The organism is Pseudomonas sp. PKS (assembly GCF_051913525.1).
Classification (GTDB): domain Bacteria; phylum Pseudomonadota; class Gammaproteobacteria; order Pseudomonadales; family Pseudomonadaceae; genus Aquipseudomonas; species Aquipseudomonas guariconensis_D.
This window is the reverse complement of record NZ_JBEGDO010000002.1, coordinates 216,008-230,864: the sequence shown is the minus strand read 5'-3', so window position 1 is coordinate 230,864 and position 14,857 is coordinate 216,008. Positions and strand designations below refer to the sequence as shown.

The window sequence follows — 14,857 nt, the reverse complement described above, 5'->3', positions numbered from 1 at the left end:
CTGGAAAATCGTCGAAACAGCAGATTTGCATTGAGCGACCGATAAAAGGATAAACTGCGCCGCTCAGTCACTTTTTAGTCGAGGCGTGTTGATGAAGTTTCGCTTCCTGCTCTGGGCCATGGGCCTGTTGATGGCCAGGGCCAGCCGCAACAATCCGGCGTTCCAGCAACAATTGCGTGACAAGGATCTGGTGTTCCAGATGCAGACCCTTGATGGTCGGATCGGCCGGCATTTCATCGTCAGCGGCGAGCGCATCAGCAGCAAAGGGGGCCTGCACCCGCAGCCAGCCTTCGCCATTGCCTTCAAGGACGCAGCCTTTGGCTTCGCCACGCTTCAGGCCAGCAACAAACAACTGGCCTTCATGCAAGGCATTCAGGACAAGAGTATCCAGATCAAGGGCAATCCGGCGCTGGTCATCTGGTTCCAGGGCCTGATGAAGTACCTCAAGCCCAAGAAGAAGGGCTGATTCGAAGAGCGGTTGGCTTGTTCCGTGTGTCTTCTTCGCGGGCAAGCCCGGCCCCACAGGGACACCACGGACCCAGTGGGGGGGTGACCCGCGAACAGGCCGCTGCGAGCAACACAAGACGGTTGCTCCCACACGTCCTCACCGCTTACTGCTGGGCGTGGAACTGCGAGGCCAGTTCGCGCAGCAACGCCTCGGCCTCCAGTACTTTGTTCACGACATCGTCGGCCTTTTCCCGGGTCAGGCTCAGCCGTTCCAGCAGGGCCTCTGGGATCTCCTCCTGAGGGCCCGAGCCAATGCCGCGGGCACGCAACAGGCGAATCGCCAGGCACACCAGGTTGGGGAACGCCGAATTCTCCCCCTCATAGCCCGGGTCATGCTGGAAGCGCAGCGCCGTGCACAGCTCTTCAGGCATGTCCCACAGTTTCATCAGCCAGGCGCCGATCTGTTCGCGGCTGATACCCAGCAGGTGTTGCTCCACGTAGGTGTGGCACAGGTGCGGGTTGACCTCCAGATGGCGGCAGATCAACGAGAAGTGCGGCGGAAACACATGCGCCAGCAGCAGGTAGCCGAAATTGTGCAGAAGGCCCGCCAGGTAAGTCAGGCCGGCCTCAGGTCGCTCGGCTCGGGGCATGGCACGGGTCAGGCCTTCGATCACCGCAGCGGTGTAGATCGACTGCTGCCAGTAGGGCGTGGTTTGCTGGGGGTGGTCCTGGGGCAGGCTCAAGGTCTTGCCCAGCGCCAGGCCCAAGGCGAGGTTGATCACCAGGTCGAAGCCCAGTACGCGGACGATGGCATCCTCCACCGAACGGATCTTGCCGGGCGAGGCGTAGTAAGGCGATGCTGCCCAACTGACCACTTGAGCGGCCAGGGCCGGGTCGGTTTCCACGACGCCGGTGATGTCATCGATGCTGGCGTTGGGGTCGACGCGCAGTTTGATGATCTTCTGCGCGGTGTCCGCCAGCGGTGGAATTTCGATGGTCTGCTCAAGGCGTTGCTGGATGCGTCGTGCGGTAAAGGCTTGGACGGCGCGGGTGATTTCCTTGGGGTCATCGTCCGGGCGGTCGAGGTTGGGCCGGATGTCGTGGGTGTGTTCACCGAAGTTCCCCGCGCTGGCCTTGCTCAACATGCCTTTGAACGCATCGCGTGAGATCTCAAGCAGCAAGCCAGGCTCACCGGACTGGATCAGCAGATTGTCGACTTTCAGCAGGCTGGCTTCGTAGAGGCAGGGGTAGCTGGTCAGTGCCGGGATCCCCGGCAGGGTCTTGAGGGCATGCTTTTCGAGCATGTGCGCAAGGCGTGCGACCGGCACGGCTACCAGCTTGCGACCGGTAAGTTCGGTCAGGCGGTTCAAGTCCAGCAGCTGACTCTGCGGGAACAGCACCATCAAGGCGCCGACTTCGTCGTCGAGAAGAATCGCCTGGACTCGAGCGTTGACCGGTAGCCGCGCATGCTCGGGCACTTCGCGGAAGGGCACGCCGAGCTTGTCGAGCAACAGCCGAATGACAGAGGGTGCGTGTGGGGTCGAAGTATCCAGGGCAACTTCAGTCATGGTCTGAGTCCAAGGTTTTCTTTTAAACGCGAAGTATAACCACCCGGCGCGATAACTGGATCCATTATGCTTCGATGGTGGCCCACGCAGTGTGAGGCTGCAAAACAGGCCCCTAGGTTTGGGTGCATTTCGTGATCGGTATCACACCTGTCCGTACTGCTGGCCATGGCGCAGCCAGCGATCCAACAGTGGGCTGACATGGTCAGGCCAACGGGCCAGCAGAGCCTGGGCTGCATCACGCACTGCAGGGAGCAGGTCTGCGTCACGCATCAGGTCGGCTACCTTGAACTGCAGCAGACCGGTCTGGCGGGTGCCGAGCATTTCGCCGGGGCCGCGCAACTCCAGGTCCTTCTCGGCGATGACGAAGCCGTCATTGGTTTCGCGCATGATACCCAGGCGTTCACGGCCGATCTGCGACAGGGGCGGATGATAGAGCAGCACGCAATGGCTGACCGCGCTGCCCCGGCCCACCCGGCCGCGCAACTGGTGCAACTGGGCAAGGCCAAGGCGCTCGGGGTTCTCGATGATCATCAGGCTGGCATTGGGGACATCCACGCCCACCTCGATCACGGTGGTCGCCACCAGCAACTGGAGATTGCCGGCCTTGAACTCGGCCATCACGGCGGCTTTTTCCGCCGGTTTCATGCGCCCGTGGATCAGGCCCACACGCAGTTCGCCCAAGGCGCTGCCCAGCTCCTCGAAGGTGCTTTCTGCCGCCTGGCAGGTCAGTTCTTCCGACTCTTCGATCAGGGTGCAGACCCAATACGCCTGGCGCCCTTCGGCGCAAGCCGCGCGTACCCGCTCGACCACTTCGAAGCGCCGGCTGTCGGCCACCAGCACGGTGTTCACCGGGGTACGGCCTGGGGGCAGCTCGTCGAGGATGGAGGTGTCCAGGTCGGCGTAGGCGCTCATGGCCAGCGTGCGCGGAATCGGGGTGGCGGTCATGATCAACTGGTGCGGGCACAGTTCGCCGTTCACGCCTTTCTGGCGCAGGGCCAGGCGCTGCTGGACGCCGAACCGGTGTTGCTCGTCGATGATCGCCAGGGCCAGGCGACGGAATTTCACTTCCTCCTGGAACAGCGCATGGGTGCCGACCACCATCGGCACGCCGCTGGCGATCTGCTCCAAGGCGCTGGCGCGAGCCTTGCCCTTGAGCTTGCCGGCCAGCCAGGCCACCTCGAGGCCCAAGGGCTCGAGCCAGCGCTTGAAGGTCAAGTAATGCTGTTCGGCGAGGATCTCGGTAGGCGCCATGAGGGCCACCTGGTAGCCGGCTTCCAGGGCCTGCAAGGCGGCAAGGGCCGCGACTACCGTCTTGCCTGCGCCGACATCGCCCTGCACCAGGCGCATCATCGGCTCGGGCTGGCTGAGGTCGTAGGCGATTTCGTTGCCGACCCGCTGCTGGGCGCCGGTGGGGCTGAAGCCCAGGTTGGCCAGGTATTGCGCTGGCAGGCGGCTGGCCTTGGGCAATACCGGGGCACGCAGGGCGCGCAGGCTTTCACGCAGGCGCTGTTGGGAGAGCTGATGGGTCAGCAACTCCTCGAAGGCCAGGCGATGCTGGGCCCAGTGCTGGCCTTCGGCGAGTTCGTCGAGGTCGGCGTCGGCCGGTGGGTTGTGCAGGTAGCGGATCGCATCGTCCAGTGGCGCCAGGTGGTAATCCCGAGCCAGTTCGTCGGGCAGCCAGTCCGGCAGGCTGCGCGGGCCGAGCATGGCCAGGCTCTGCTGGCACAACAGGCGCAGGCGTTGCTGTGTCAGACCTTCGGTACTCGGATAGATGGGCGTCAGGGTCTGTTCGACTGGTGGTGCCGGTTCGCTGCCATTGAGCGCGCGGTACTCCGGGTGATAGATCTCCAGCCCCGAAGCACCGGGGCGGGCCTCCCCGTAGCAGCGCAGATGGGTGCCACGCTTGAGGCCTTCTTTCTGGGCATTGCTGAAATGATAGAAACGCAGGCTCAGCACGCCGGTGCCGTCTCCCAGACGTACCACCAGGCTGCGGCGTTTGCCCATGGTCACGTCGGCGCCGCTGACCACCCCTTCGATCACCGCATCCTGACCGGGGCGCAATGCTCCGATGGGCACTACGCGGGTGCGATCCTGATAGCGCAGCGGCAGGTGGAACAGCAGGTCTTGCAGGTTCTCCAGGCCGACCTTGGCCAGTTTCTCGGCCATGGCTTCTCCCACACCCTTGAGGGCGGTCACCGGGACAGTCGACAGCTCGGTCATGGGTCAGGCCGATTTTTCCGCAGGCGGCTTGGCGACCGAGCAGAGGCGGATCGAGTCGGCGAGGATCTCGATGGCCTTGGGCCGCGGGAAGCTGGCGCGCCAGGCAATGGCCACAGTGCGGAACGGCGAAGGTGGCGTGAGCGGACGAACTTCGATCACGCCCGGGGCGTAATGGTGGCTGTGTACGGCCGACAGCGGCAGGATCGACACGCCAAGCCCTGAGGCGACCATGTGGCGTATGGTTTCCAGCGAGCTGGATTCGACCGTGGTGTGCTTGGAGCCTTCGCCGCCCTTGTTGATGGTCGGGCAGGCCTCCAGCACCTGGTCACGGAAGCAGTGACCCTCGCCGAGCAGCAGCAGGCTCTTGTCATTGAGCATGGCCGTGTCGATGGTCTTCTTGGCGGTCCAGGGGTGATCGGCGGGCATCAGTGCGTAGAAGGGCTCGTCGTACAGCGGCAGCGTCAGCACGTCGGCCTCGTTGAACGGCAGGGCAATGATCACGGCGTCCAGCTCGCCGTTGCGCAGTTTTTCGCGCAGCACGTGGGTGAAGTTCTCTTCGATGTACAGCGGCATCTGCGGGGCGACCCGGTGCAGCTGCGGAATGAGGTGCGGGAAGAGATAGGGACCGACGGTATAGATGGCACCGACCTTGAGCGGTGCGGTGAGTTGGTTCTTGCCGGCCTGGGCCAGTTCGCGAATACCCTGGGCCTGCTCCAGGACCTTTTGCGCCTGGGCGACGATGCTTTCACCGACCGGAGTCAGGCGCACCGCGCTCTTGCTGCGCTCGAAGATCAGCACGCCAAGCTCGTCCTCGAGTTTCTTCACACCGACCGACAGGGTCGGCTGGCTGACATGGCAACGCTCGGCGGCGTGGCCGAAATGCTGCTCCTGGGCGAGTGTGACGATGTAGCGTAATTCTGTGAGGGTCATAACGTGCGTCCATGAAGTTGCGGCCCCAGCATAGCGGCTGCAATCGATAGACGCACGTTATCAGACTTGCTGTTTTGTGACAGAAACAAAAGTCTCAGCGACGGTCCAGCGAGTAGACGAACGGTGCCACGACTTCGATCTGACCATTGTTCAGCAATTCCTTCGGCGGCTTGGGTACTGGCTGCGCCCGACGGATCATCTCCAGGGTCGCCCGGTCCAGCGCCGCGCTGCCCGAGCCACCGGCCAGCGAGAACGACAACACCTTGCCTTCGGCATCGACCACGAAGCGCAGCCGGTTGATGCCTTGCAGACCACGGCGACGAGCGTCTTCCGGGTACCGCTTGTACTTGGCCAGGTGGCGCAGCAGGTCGCTCTGCCAGGTCGGCAGGGCATTGCTGTTGGACGCGATGCTCGGTGCCGGTGCCGCCGATTTTTGCGGTGGCGTGTTGCTGGGCGGCGTGTCCGCGACCTGTTCCTTGGCCGGGGGCAGATCCTTCGGTGGCTCAGGCTTTTTCTCAGGCTTGGGCGGTTGAGGCTTGGCCTTGGGCTTGGGCGGCTTGGGGATGGCGATCTTCGGCTTGGGCGCTTCCACCAGCTTTGGCAGCGGAGGCTCTTCGACCGGTGCCGGAGGCTGCGGTGCGGCCTTGGGCGGTGGTGGAGGTGCCGGTGCGGGCAGCGGCGCCAGCTCGACCATCATGGCGGCTGGTGGCAGCTCGACGGCCTGGGGCACCGACCAGTTCAGGGTCAGTAGCACCGCCAGCACGTGTACGCCCAGCACGATCGCCAGGCTGACGCCGTAGCGCGCCAGGTTGGACCGTGTCGTTGTCATTGCTTGGCTGCCGTTTCTAGACCGACCAGACCGACCTTGAGGTAGCCGGCGGCGCGCATGGTGTTCATCACTTCCATCAGGTCGCCGTAATCAACACCCTTGTCGGCCTGGAAGAAGATCGTGGTTTCCTTGTCACCCTTGGTCTTGGCATCGAGCATCGCGCCGAGCTGGTCGCGCTGGGCCACCTCGTCATCACCGACATAGAGTTTCTTGTCGGTCTTGACGCTGACGAACACCGGCTTCTCGGGCCTCGGTGCCGGTTTGGCGGTCGAGGCTGGCAGGTCGACCTTGATGTCGACAGTGGCCAGGGGGGCTGCGACCATGAAGATGATCAGCAGCACCAGCATGACGTCGATGAAAGGTGTGACGTTGATTTCGTGGTTTTCGGCGAGATCGTCGCCACCTTCGTTGAGATGCAGGCCCATGGCTTACCCCACTTTCACCATGTGCGGGGTGACGCGCTCGCCACCCTGATGGTCCAGGTCACGGCTCACCAGCAGCAGTACCTGGGCCGAGGCGTCGGAGACTTGGGCCTTGTAGCCTGCGATGGAGCGGGCGAAGACGTTGTAGATGACCACGGCCGGAATGGCCGCGACCAGACCCAGCGCGGTGGCCAGCAGGGCTTCGGCGATGCCGGGGGCGACCACGGCCAGGTTGGTGGTCTGGGTCTTGGCGATGCCGATGAAGCTGTTCATGATGCCCCAGACGGTACCGAACAGACCGACGAAGGGCGCGGTGGAACCGATGGTGGCGAGCAGGCCGGTGCCGCTGCTCATGTTGCGGCCGCTGGCGGCGACCAGGCGCTCCAGGCGGAAGCTGACGCGCTCCTTGATGCCTTCCTTCTCGCGGGCATTGGCCGAGAGGCGCATTTCGTCCAGCGCATCATGGACCAAGGTGTGGGCCAGGGTGCCTGCCTTGTTGGCAGCGTCGCTGGCTTCCTTGAGGCTGGCTGCCTTCTTCAGCAAGGCCACTTCGCCACGCAGGCGGCGCTTGGCACCCATCAGCTCGAAGCCCTTGGCGATCCAGATGGTCCAGGTGATCAGCGAGGCGATGGCCAGGCCGATCATTACGGCTTTGACGACCACGTCGGCGTTCTTGTACATGCCCCAGGGAGAAAGATCGTGGGCCATGCCCAGGGAGGTGTCTTCGACCAAGGCCTGGACGTTCTCGTCCGCAGGGGCCTGAGCATTGGAGGTAGCAGCGGGGGCCTGGGCTTCACCGGTTGGGGCCGGGGCGGCAGGTGCTGCAGCGGCAGCAGGGGCGCTGGTGGCTGCGGTGGCAGGCTCATCGGCCATGGCGGCCGGGGCCAGCACCAGGCTGAGGGTCAGCGCGGCGATGGCGCGCCATGCGCGCGACGTGGTTGGCGAAGCGGAGGATTGTGTACGTGTCATGCTGGCCGGACCTGATGAAGATAAAGAAGGTGACGTTCTCCAGGGCCTCGAGTCGGGCCGAGAACAGATAGGGCGCCATTATTGCAAGTAATTCTTGTTAGCAGAAGTAATTAAGTTGCCTTTTTTAACCATCGTCTAGCCGCCTATCGATTAATCCGGTTAGCCTCAACCTTTGTCTGTGGAGCGATTGAAATGTCCGAACCCTGCGTGATGATCGTTGGCTGCGGTGATGTAGGCGGTCGTCTAGCTCGCCAGTTGCTGGCGCTGGGCTGGCAGGTCAGTGGCTTGCGACGCATGGTCGAGCATCTGCCCGTGGGCGTCGTGCCGATTGCCGCCGACCTGTCCGAGCCCGCGATACCGGCAGACTGGCCCCAGCGATCGCCCGATTACCTGGTGTACTGCGTGGCCGCCAGCCAACACGATGAGGGGGGATACCAGGCTGCTTATGTCGACGGTCTGCGTCATGTGCTCGATTGGCTGCGGGCGCGTGGACAGCAGCCCCGGCGGCTGCTGTTCGTGTCCAGCAGCAGTGTGTATGCGCAGGCGCAGGGCGAGTGGGTCGACGAGAACGCGGTGACTGAACCCCAAGGCTATTCGGGCCGCGTGATGCTGCAGGCCGAGCAGTTGGCGCTGCACAGCGGGCTGCCCGCAACGCTCGTGCGCCTGACCGGCATCTATGGCCCGGGTCGGGAGTGGCTGCTCAGCCAGGTGCGTCAGGGTTACCGGGTGGCCGAGGAGCCGCCGCTGTATGGCAACCGCATCCATGCCGAGGATGCGGCAGGTTTGCTGGCCTTCCTGCTCCAGGCCGACGCCCGTGGCGTGGCGCTGGACTCTTGCTATATCGGCGTTGATGACGACCCTGCGCCCTTGGCCGACGTAGTGGGCTGGCTGCGCCAGTACATGGGGGTGAGCGAATGGTCGGACGAGCAACGCGTTCGGCGTACCGGTAGCAAGCGCTGCAGCAATGCACGAGCACGTGCGCTGGGATGGGCGCCGCAGTATCCAAGCTACAGGGAAGGGTACGCCGCGATCTTGAAGAGTTAGAGCGCGATCAAGCTTCTTGCTGGGTTGCCTTGGCCTTTTCGCGGGTAAACCCGTTCCCACAGGCACCGCGGTGTTATCGAGGGTGCCGCAGAGCCTGTGGGCGTGACGGGACTTGCGAGGTTATATCAGTCGCGCTCAAGCACCCACTGCCGGGCGCCGGGCGCCAGCTGTGGCTTTTCGTCTGGCTGGGCACGATTGACCGCTTGAAGGATTTCCAGCGTGTCGCCGTCGCGCTTGAAGATCCACGGCGCGCCTCGTTGGTTGCGCTCCAACCACAGGCTGTCGTTATCGCCGCCCATGTCGGCGCAATCACCCGCCAGGCACAGGGCGTAGCGATCCAGATTCGGCAGGCCCGTCACGCTGCCGTTGTCGGCGAAGCGCACCGTTGCACCTTTACCCGGGCCCTCGACGATCTTCCATTCGCCGCCCAGATAGGCGGTGTACAGGGCCTTTTCAAAACTGCCGCCAAGCGGGGCGTTGGCGGAGGCCGTCGGCGCCTTCACGAAGGTCTGTTTGTTGCCGTTTTGCGAGGTGACGCGCAGTTTGTTGCCACTGAGGTTCAGTTGCTCGGTCTGGCCGCCGGTGAAGCTGGCCTGCCACTGGTCTTCCTTCGCGCTCAGGTAACCATCCACTGCCTCGAAGCCGTTGCTGTAGCTGGCTTGCTGGTTGGCAGTGTCGATTTTCCATTCGAGTACTGGCCCTTTTTTGCTCAGGGCCTGGTGCAGGCTGTCGCCGTCGGCGGCATCGATAGCGTCCTGGTTGATCCAGGTGCCGTTGTAGTCTTCAGGTTTGTGGCTGGCACAGCCGCCCAGGAGCAGGGCTGCCAGTGCAAGGGGCAGGGCATGGCGCATGATGGTAAAACCTTGGGGCAGGAAAGGTGACGGGCAGGGCGCCCGCCACCGGAGGCATCACTCGATGACCAGGATCGCGTCCATCTCGACCTGGGAGCCTTTCGGCAGAGCGGCAACGCCGATAGCGGCGCGCGCTGGGTAAGGCTGCTCGAAGTAACGGCCCATGATCTCGTTGACCTTGGCGAAGTGGCTCAGATCGGTGAGGAAGATGTTCAGCTTGACGATGTCCTTGAACGAACCGCCAGCGGCCTCGGCAACGGCCTTGAGGTTTTCGAAGACCTGGACGGTCTGGGCTTCGAAGCCTTCGACCAGTTCCATGGTTTTCGGATCCAGCGGGATCTGGCCGGACATGTAGACGGTGTTGCCGGCCTTGATCGCCTGGGAGTAGGTGCCGATGGCGGCTGGGGCCTTGTCGCTGTTGATGACGGTCTTGGTCATGATGACTCCTTGGTTGACGGACTACGTACGCATGCGGGTGATGCGGACCACGCCGGTCAGGGTACGCAACTTCTTGATCACGCGGGCCAGGTGCACGCGATCGCGCACGCTGACCACCAGTTGGACCACGCTGATACGGCCGTCGCGTTCGTCCATGCTGATTTTTTCGATATTGCCGTCGGCGGCGTTGACACTGCTGGCCAACAGGGCGATCAGGCCGCGCTGGTGCTCCAGCTCGACGCGCAGTTCGACATTGAACTCACCGGTGATGTCCTTGGCCCAGGAAAGCTGCACGCATTTTTCCGGGTTGTGGCGGATTTCACTGATGTTGCGGCAGTTCTCCAGGTGCACGACCATGCCTTTGCCCGCCGACAGGTGCCCGACGATCGGGTCGCCGGGGATAGGGGTGCAGCATTTGGCGTAGCTGAGCACCAGGCCTTCGGTGCCGCGGATGGCCAGCGGGCCTTCCGGTGCGGGCAGTTGCTCGCCTTCGGCGGACAACAGGCGGCGAGCCACCACGTAGGCCATGCGATTGCCCAGGCCGATGTCTTCGAGCAGATCCTCGAGCAGCTCCAGGCGGTATTCGCTGAGGATGGACTGGATGCGCTCCGACGGGATTTTCTCCAGGCTGCTGTCGAAGCCGGTGAGGACCTTGTTCAGCAGGCGTTCGCCCAGGCTGATCGATTCGGACCGGCGCTGCTGCTTGAGTGCATGGCGAATATGCGTGCGCGCCTTGCCGGTGACCACGAAATTGAGCCACGCGGGGTTCGGACGGGCGCCCGGCGCGCTGACGATTTCCACCGTCGAGCCGCTTTGCAGTGGTTCGGACAGCGGCGCCAGGCGGCGATTGATGCGGCAGGCGATGCAGCTGTTGCCGACATCGGTATGCACTGCGTAGGCGAAGTCGACGGCGGTGGAGCCTTTGGGCAGCTCCATGATCCGGCCCTTGGGCGTAAAGACATAGACCTCGTCCGGGAACAGGTCGATCTTGACGCTCTCGATGAATTCCAGCGAGTTGCCGGCGCGCTGCTGCAGCTCGAGGATGCCCTTGACCCATTGACGGGCTCGGGCATGGTTGCCTTTGGGCTGTTCGTCCTCGTTGGACTTGTACAGCCAGTGGGCGGCGATTCCGTTGTTGGCCATCTCTTCCATTTCGCGAGTGCGGATCTGGATCTCGATGGGTACGCCGTGCATGCCGAACAGCGTCGTGTGCAGCGACTGGTAGCCGTTGGCCTTGGGAATCGCGATGTAGTCCTTGAAGCGACCGGGCAGTGGCTTGTACAGGTTGTGTACGGCGCCGAGCACGCGATAGCAGGTGTCGACCTTGTCGACGATGATGCGGAAGGCATACACGTCCATGATCTCGTTGAAGGCGCGGCGCTTGCCGCGCATCTTCTTGTAGATGCCATAGAGGTGTTTCTGCCGGCCGCTGACCTCGCCCTCGATGCCGTCCGCGGCCAGGCAGTTGGCCAGCGACTGTTCGATCTTGGCGACGATTTCCTTGCGGTTGCCACGGGCGCTCTTGACGGCGCGGTGGATGAGCGAGGAGCGCATCGGGTGCATCGCCTTGAAACCGAGGTCCTCGAATTCCACGCGCACGTTGTGCATGCCCAGGCGGTTTGCGATGGGAGCGTAGATTTCGAGGGTTTCCTTGGCGATGCGTCGGCGTTTTTCGCCAGAGAGCACTTCCAGGGTGCGCATGTTGTGCAGGCGGTCGGCCAGCTTGACCAGGATGACGCGGATGTCCCGGGCCATGGCCATGGCCATCTTCTGGAAGTTTTCGGCCTGGGCCTCGGCCTTGGTCTCGAAGTTCATCTGGGTCAGCTTGCTGACCCCGTCGACCAGCTCGGCGACAGTCTCGCCGAATTGCTGGCAGAGGGCTTCCTTGGCGATGCCGGTGTCTTCGATCACATCGTGCAGCATGGCGGCCATCAGGCTCTGATGGTCCATGTGCATGTCGGCCAGGATGCTGGCCACGGCCAGCGGATGGGTCACGTAGGGCTCGCCGCTGCGGCGGCGTTGGCCATCGTGCGCCTGTTCGGCGTAGAAGTAGGCCCGGCGGACCAGATTGACCTGGTCGGGGCCGAGGTAGGTCGACAGCCGTTCGGCGAGGGCTTCTATACCCGGCATGGGTTCACCTCCTGCCGAGGGAGAGGGCCTTGTGCCGCACGATGTCGACCGGGCATGGATCAGACAGCCTCGTTGTTCTCGTCCTCGAACGCAGCGAAGACCGGATCTTCAGTGACGATCTCTTCGGCGGCGATGAACTCAGGAGTGACGATACCTTCGGCGATTTCGCGCAGGGCGACGACGGTCGGCTTGTCGTTTTCCCATGCAACGCGCGGCTCTTTGCCGCCGGTGGCCAGCTGACGGGCGCGCTTGGTCGAGAGCATGACCAGCTCAAAGCGGTTATCCACGTGTTCCAGGCAGTCTTCAACAGTTACGCGGGCCATGGTCTTCCTCAGTAGCAAATGCGTTAGCGTGCAGCCCAGAGTGGGCAGGCGGACTCGATAGTTTAAAAAATCACCAGCCAATAGGGAAGCGCTGTTTTGTCAGGTGCTGCTCTGTCGGGCCTGTATTGACTGCTTCGCGGGTAAGCCCGCAGGCACCGGCACGCTCGACCCTGACGATAACGGGATGCACAGACCGCAGACAACCCTCCTTGGCGCGTTCTCACAACATGGCGTCGCGCAGGCGCGGGGTCAGCTCTTCGAACAAGGTCTGTACCGAGCGCAGCGCTCGGCAGTCCGGGCGGGTCAGCAGCCACAGCTGGGTGTCGCAACCGGGCAGGGGGCCGCTCAGGGCCTCGACCTCGGGCAGGGCATCGACCATGTAGTCCGGTAGTGCCGCGACGCCAAGGCCGGTGCTCACCAGCTGGGCGATGGTCGACATGCTGCTGCACTGGTAGCGTGGATTCAGGCCAGGGTACTGCTGGTTGCGCCAGACGACTGTGGGATGGTCCTGCATCGAGTCGTCCGGGGCGATCCACGGCACGCTGTGATGCGACTCGCCCAGGCGCTCGCGCCACTGCGCTTGGCCGCAGACCACGTAGGACGTTGAGCCCAGGCAGCGGCCGACAAGATGCTCGGGCGGTGTGTTGGTCAGGCGCAGCGCGATGTCGGCATCGCGTCGACTGAGGTTGGCGAAGGTGTTGGAGGTGCCTAGCTCCAGCGACAGGGCAGGGTAGTTCGACATGAAGTCGGCCAGCGCTGGCAGTAGCAGGCTGTGCATGACTGCTTCGGTACACGTCAGACGAACGGTACCGCTGACGACCTGTTCGCCGCTGGTCAGGGCGATGCGTGCGGCATCGAGCGCCTGCTCGGCGCGCTCGGCCTGCTCTGCCAGGGCCTGGGCGGTATCGGTGGGCAGGTAACCTTTGCGGCTCTTGACGAACAGCGCTGTGCCCAATGCGGACTCCAGTCGGCGAATCGAGCGAAACACCGTCGAGACATCTACCTTGAGCAGTTCGGCGGCTTTGGCCAGCGAGCGACCGCGCTCCAGGGCCAGGACCAGGGAAAGGTCGGCATGGGTAATCTGATATTGCATTGATGCACGCTCTGCTTGCCGAAATGCCAATGTCTGTTGCGTTGAGGCCATTTTATAGTGGAACGGCCCCCGGGAATCAATGCACACCGGGTCGCACCCTATCCCCAACGATGGGACAGTGAAAAGAACAACAGTAGCAACCATCGCCGCCCGCGAGGCGCCAGCAGTATCCCTCCACATCGCCGCCCCGAATCAAAGGATGTACAGCCATGACGTCGGTAATCCCGTGCGCCAGTTCTTCCAGCGAGATGAATGAATTCCTAGAGGCTCATCCGGACACGCAGTTCGTCGATCTGCTGATTTCCGACATGAACGGTGTGGTACGCGGCAAGCGCATCGAGCGCGCCAGCCTGCACAAGGTATACGAGAAAGGCATCAATCTGCCGGCGTCGTTGTTTGCCCTGGATATCAACGGCTCGACCGTCGAGAGCACCGGCCTTGGCCTGGATATCGGCGATGCCGACCGCATCTGCTATCCGATCCCCGGTACATTGTCCGACGAGCCTTGGCAGAAGCGCCCCACCGCCCAACTGCTGATGACCATGCATGAGCTGGACGGCGCGCCGTTCTTCGCCGATCCACGTGAAGTGTTGCGCCAAGTGGTCGCCAAATTCGACGAGCTGGGCCTGGATATCTGCGCAGCCTTCGAGCTCGAGTTCTACCTGATCGACCAGGACAACCTCAATGGCCGTCCGCAGCCGCCGCGCTCACCGATCTCCGGCAAGCGCCCGCAGTCGACCCAGGTGTACCTGATCGACGACTTGGACGAGTACGCCGACTGCCTGCAGGACATGCTGGAAGCGGCCAAGGAGCAAGGCATCCCGGCCGACGCCATCGTCAAGGAAAGCGCCCCGGCCCAGTTCGAGGTCAACCTGCACCACGTGGCCGATCCGCTCAAGGCCTGTGACTACGCGATCCTGCTCAAGCGCCTGATCAAGAACATCGCCTACGACCATGAAATGGACACCACCTTCATGGCCAAGCCCTACCCGGGCCAGGCGGGCAATGGCCTGCACGTGCACATCTCGCTGCTGGACAAGAAGACCGGCAAGAACATCTTCGCCAACGAAGATCCGCTCCAGAGCGATGCGCTGCGCCACGCGATCGGCGGTGTGCTGGAAACCATGCCGGCATCGATGGCGTTTCTGTGCCCGAACATCAACTCCTACCGTCGCTTCGGCGCACAGTTCTATGTGCCGAACGCACCGAGCTGGGGCCTGGACAACCGCACCGTCGCCCTGCGCGTGCCCACCGACAGCAGCGAGAACGTGCGCATCGAGCACCGCGTGGCCGGTGCCGACGCCAACCCTTACCTGATGCTCGCCGCCATTCTGGCCGGCATCCATCACGGCCTGACCAATCAGGTCGAGCCGGGTGAGCCGATCGAAGGCAACTCGTACGAGCAACTGGAGCAGAGCCTGCCGAACAACCTGCGCGACGCCCTGCGCGCGCTGGATGACAGCGAAGTGCTCAATCAATACATCAGCCCGGACTACATCGATATCTTCGTGGCCTGCAAGGAAAGCGAGCTGGCCGAGTTCGAAGTGTCGATCTCCGACCTCGAGTACAACTGGTACCTGCACACGGTATAAG

The 14,857-nt window shown here is 63.2% G+C and carries 14 protein-coding genes; 3 read left to right on the top strand and 11 right to left on the bottom strand.

Features of this window, described 5'->3' with window-relative positions; all coding sequences use genetic code 11:
- The first annotated feature begins 91 nt into the window (after positions 1-91).
- Positions 92-466 carry a hypothetical protein gene (locus ABOA88_RS03370; protein ID WP_043209913.1) on the top strand — a complete coding sequence of 125 codons (375 nt, stop codon included), beginning with the start codon at positions 92-94 and terminating at the stop codon, positions 464-466.
- A 145-nt stretch (positions 467-611) separates the two neighbouring features.
- Here ABOA88_RS03370 and ABOA88_RS03365 read toward each other — a convergent pair whose 3' ends face one another.
- From ABOA88_RS03365 to exbB, 6 genes are all read right to left on the bottom strand, one after another.
- The gene (locus ABOA88_RS03365; RefSeq protein WP_196168038.1) at positions 612-2,015 is read right to left on the bottom strand and encodes an aminoacyl-tRNA deacylase and HDOD domain-containing protein; all 1,404 of its coding nucleotides are present in this window, start codon (positions 2,013-2,015) and stop codon (positions 612-614) included.
- Between the two features lie 141 nt (positions 2,016-2,156).
- Positions 2,157-4,235 (bottom strand): ATP-dependent DNA helicase RecG, encoded by a 2,079-nt coding sequence (recG, locus tag ABOA88_RS03360; RefSeq protein ID WP_196168037.1) that lies wholly within the window; start codon positions 4,233-4,235, stop codon positions 2,157-2,159.
- Positions 4,236-4,238: 3 nt separating this feature from the next.
- Entirely contained in the window at positions 4,239-5,165 is a 927-nt protein-coding gene (locus ABOA88_RS03355) for a hydrogen peroxide-inducible genes activator (protein WP_196168036.1), read from the bottom strand.
- Between the two features lie 94 nt (positions 5,166-5,259).
- The gene (locus ABOA88_RS03350) at positions 5,260-5,994 is read right to left on the bottom strand and encodes an energy transducer TonB (protein ID WP_196168035.1); all 735 of its coding nucleotides are present in this window, start codon (positions 5,992-5,994) and stop codon (positions 5,260-5,262) included.
- Positions 5,991-6,419: a TonB system transport protein ExbD gene (exbD, locus tag ABOA88_RS03345; RefSeq protein ID WP_043209902.1), complete on the bottom strand. Its 429-nt coding sequence runs from the start codon at positions 6,417-6,419 to the stop codon at positions 5,991-5,993. The genes ABOA88_RS03350 and exbD overlap by 4 nt, the downstream gene beginning before the upstream one ends.
- A 3-nt stretch (positions 6,420-6,422) precedes the next feature.
- Complete coding sequence (gene exbB, locus ABOA88_RS03340; RefSeq protein WP_367850584.1) at positions 6,423-7,385, bottom strand: tonB-system energizer ExbB; 963 nt, start codon at positions 7,383-7,385, stop codon at positions 6,423-6,425.
- Between the two features lie 192 nt (positions 7,386-7,577).
- On the opposite strand from exbB, the gene ABOA88_RS03335 reads away from it, so the two are divergent.
- The gene (locus ABOA88_RS03335; RefSeq protein ID WP_367850585.1) at positions 7,578-8,429 is read left to right on the top strand and encodes an SDR family oxidoreductase; all 852 of its coding nucleotides are present in this window, start codon (positions 7,578-7,580) and stop codon (positions 8,427-8,429) included.
- 125 nt (positions 8,430-8,554) lie between these two features.
- Here ABOA88_RS03335 and ABOA88_RS03330 read toward each other — a convergent pair whose 3' ends face one another.
- The 5 genes from ABOA88_RS03330 to ABOA88_RS03310 all read right to left on the bottom strand — a co-directional run bounded on the left by ABOA88_RS03330 (position 8,555) and on the right by ABOA88_RS03310 (position 13,264).
- Complete coding sequence (locus tag ABOA88_RS03330) at positions 8,555-9,280, bottom strand: hypothetical protein (protein WP_367850586.1); 726 nt, start codon at positions 9,278-9,280, stop codon at positions 8,555-8,557.
- A 57-nt stretch (positions 9,281-9,337) separates the two neighbouring features.
- Positions 9,338-9,718, bottom strand: a complete 381-nt coding sequence (locus tag ABOA88_RS03325; RefSeq protein ID WP_043209898.1) for a RidA family protein — start codon at positions 9,716-9,718, stop codon at positions 9,338-9,340.
- Between the two features lie 21 nt (positions 9,719-9,739).
- Complete coding sequence (gene spoT, locus ABOA88_RS03320; RefSeq protein ID WP_196163174.1) at positions 9,740-11,848, bottom strand: bifunctional GTP diphosphokinase/guanosine-3',5'-bis pyrophosphate 3'-pyrophosphohydrolase; 2,109 nt, start codon at positions 11,846-11,848, stop codon at positions 9,740-9,742.
- A 59-nt stretch (positions 11,849-11,907) separates the two neighbouring features.
- A complete protein-coding gene (gene rpoZ, locus ABOA88_RS03315; RefSeq protein ID WP_008091595.1) occupies positions 11,908-12,171 on the bottom strand; it encodes a DNA-directed RNA polymerase subunit omega in 264 nt (87 codons plus the stop codon).
- Between the two features lie 220 nt (positions 12,172-12,391).
- Positions 12,392-13,264 carry a LysR family transcriptional regulator gene (locus ABOA88_RS03310; RefSeq protein ID WP_043209893.1) on the bottom strand — a complete coding sequence of 291 codons (873 nt, stop codon included), beginning with the start codon at positions 13,262-13,264 and terminating at the stop codon, positions 12,392-12,394.
- Between the two features lie 209 nt (positions 13,265-13,473).
- On the opposite strand from ABOA88_RS03310, the gene ABOA88_RS03305 reads away from it, so the two are divergent.
- On the top strand, positions 13,474-14,856 hold the full coding sequence (locus ABOA88_RS03305; protein WP_070093384.1) for a glutamine synthetase family protein: 1,383 nt from the start codon (positions 13,474-13,476) through the stop codon (positions 14,854-14,856).
- The last annotated feature ends 1 nt before the right edge of the window (position 14,857 follow it).

Excerpts from the sequence above, each read along its gene's own strand:
- recG (WP_196168037.1), bottom strand. The coding sequence starts at position 4,235 with ATGACCGAGCTGTCGACTGTCCCGGTGACCGCCCTCAAGGGTGTGGGA.
- ABOA88_RS03330 (WP_367850586.1), bottom strand. The coding sequence starts at position 9,280 with ATGCGCCATGCCCTGCCCCTTGCACTGGCAGCCCTGCTCCTGGGCGGC.
- ABOA88_RS03365 (WP_196168038.1), bottom strand. The coding sequence starts at position 2,015 with ATGACTGAAGTTGCCCTGGATACTTCGACCCCACACGCACCCTCTGTC.
- rpoZ (WP_008091595.1), bottom strand. The coding sequence starts at position 12,171 with ATGGCCCGCGTAACTGTTGAAGACTGCCTGGAACACGTGGATAACCGC.
- ABOA88_RS03370 (WP_043209913.1), top strand. The coding sequence starts at position 92 with ATGAAGTTTCGCTTCCTGCTCTGGGCCATGGGCCTGTTGATGGCCAGG.
- exbD (WP_043209902.1), bottom strand. The coding sequence starts at position 6,419 with ATGGGCCTGCATCTCAACGAAGGTGGCGACGATCTCGCCGAAAACCAC.
- ABOA88_RS03325 (WP_043209898.1), bottom strand. The coding sequence starts at position 9,718 with ATGACCAAGACCGTCATCAACAGCGACAAGGCCCCAGCCGCCATCGGC.
- ABOA88_RS03350 (WP_196168035.1), bottom strand. The coding sequence starts at position 5,994 with ATGACAACGACACGGTCCAACCTGGCGCGCTACGGCGTCAGCCTGGCG.
- ABOA88_RS03310 (WP_043209893.1), bottom strand. The coding sequence starts at position 13,264 with ATGCAATATCAGATTACCCATGCCGACCTTTCCCTGGTCCTGGCCCTG.
- ABOA88_RS03305 (WP_070093384.1), top strand. The coding sequence starts at position 13,474 with ATGACGTCGGTAATCCCGTGCGCCAGTTCTTCCAGCGAGATGAATGAA.
- spoT (WP_196163174.1), bottom strand. The coding sequence starts at position 11,848 with ATGCCGGGTATAGAAGCCCTCGCCGAACGGCTGTCGACCTACCTCGGC.
- ABOA88_RS03355 (WP_196168036.1), bottom strand. The coding sequence starts at position 5,165 with ATGACCCTCACAGAATTACGCTACATCGTCACACTCGCCCAGGAGCAG.
- exbB (WP_367850584.1), bottom strand. The coding sequence starts at position 7,385 with ATGACACGTACACAATCCTCCGCTTCGCCAACCACGTCGCGCGCATGG.
- ABOA88_RS03335 (WP_367850585.1), top strand. The coding sequence starts at position 7,578 with ATGTCCGAACCCTGCGTGATGATCGTTGGCTGCGGTGATGTAGGCGGT.